A 1816-nucleotide genomic window follows, 5' to 3' on the forward strand; every position below is an offset into this window, starting at 1 on the left:
CCCTCCATTCGCCACCTTCATAGCTAGCTCCTCCTCCTAAATACATCGCTAGCGTCTGATGCAAGGAATAAAGCTGATTGCCCGTAATCGCCTCTGTCGAACCTTCAGAAATATCGCCATCTAAAACTGACTTCAGTTTGCTCTTACTTCTTTTATCTCCCTTCCCATGAAGCGCTACAAACGCACTGTCTTCATCACTCCACAACAACGCATTCTGCTCAATATTGTCTGAAATCTCATTATGAAGCTTTGTAAATGAATTGCTTACACCAGCAAACGCTTCCGCAATATTAGGGTAGCTATGCTCTTCTGGACTACCATCATCATTAAATGTCGTAACTTTGAAAGTAGGTGCTACCCATTGACCATCTTCATAGTGAGCTCCACCACCAAAATAAGTCGCCAGCGTCTGATTCAAGGAATAAAGCTGAGAACCATTCACTGCTTCCGTCGAGCCTTCAGAAAGTGTTCCAGCTTTCACGCCAGAGAGACTACGTGCATCACCATTCATGTTTGAAATTGTGATTGCACTACCCTCTTTTTCATCACCTATCTTGATTACCTTCGTAGCATCATCCTGCTTAACAAGACTATCTCCTACAACTTTATTAATCTCACTCTGAAGCTCTTTGTGAATATTCGTGAATGAAGCCCCTACACCAGCAAACGCTTTGGCAACATCATCATAACTTTGCTCTTCAACAGCACTGCCATCTTCTTTGACGATCTTAACTTTAAAGCTTGGAGCATTCCATTGACCTTCTTTATATTCAGCGCCACCACCTAAATAAGTTGCAACAGTCTTATTCGTATCAAAAAGCTGAGAACCATTGACCGCATCACTTGAGCTTGCAGAAACCTCTCCATTGGAAAGAAATGTAATCTTACTCTTGCTTTCCTTCTCTCCATGCATCGCTACAAACGCCTCTGCGTCCTTATTCCACAACAGCGCATCGCCTTGAACTTCCTGAGTAATATTCGTGATGTTTTCAGTAAGTTCATTAAACTTATTCGTTAGGTTGTTATTCACATTCTTGAAATTCGTATCAATACCTTCAATGGCTAAACCAACATCACCATAAGATTTTTCTACTACCTCGCCTTTTGCATCAACACTGGATAATTTATAGGTTGGACCCGTGAAAGTACCATCTTTAAAGCTTGTACCTCCACCTAAGTATTTCGCAATATCCTGAGAAACCTTAGAAATCTGACCGCCATTAACCGCATCATGCGAATTCTCACTAATCTGACCTTCGGCAATATTATGCAAACCTACAGGTGTAGAACCCTTACCTTTACCCAAAGTCACACTCGCATAATTAGTGCTGCTATTATCATCACCTTGTTTATCATAGTGAACAACAGCCGATTCATCAGACTGAAGATTGTTAGAAAGCTCCTTCAGACTTTTATCAAGCTGACCTTTGTTAACTGCTTCATTATCCCTTGTCGCTGTCTTAACACCTGAAAGTATTCTATCTTGGCTTTCCTTATCCGCAATACTGATGCTCGCACCTTCTTTTTCACCACCAAGCTTGATTACTTTTGTCGTGTCATCAAACTTAACAAGACTATCTCTTACAACTTTATTAATCTCATTCTTAAGCTCTTTGTGAATATTCGTGAATGAAGCCCCTACACCAGTAAACGCTTTGGCAACATCATCATAACTTTGCTCTTCAACAGCACTGCCATCTTCTTTGACGATCTTAACTTTGAAGCTTGGAGCACTCCAATGACCTTCTTTATATTCAGCGCCACCACCTAAATAAGTTGCAACAGTCTTATTCGTCTCAAAAAGCTGAGAACCATT

At 40.9% G+C, this 1816-nt stretch carries 1 pseudogene; it reads right to left on the reverse strand.

Annotated features, from left to right (window positions below):
• Positions 1–1816 (reverse strand): annotated as a pseudogene (locus ACFIL8_RS09770) (hypothetical protein); the annotation flags it as partial.

Source organism: Bartonella sp. AP57NXGY (assembly GCF_042195805.1).
GTDB lineage: Bacteria > Pseudomonadota > Alphaproteobacteria > Rhizobiales > Rhizobiaceae > Bartonella.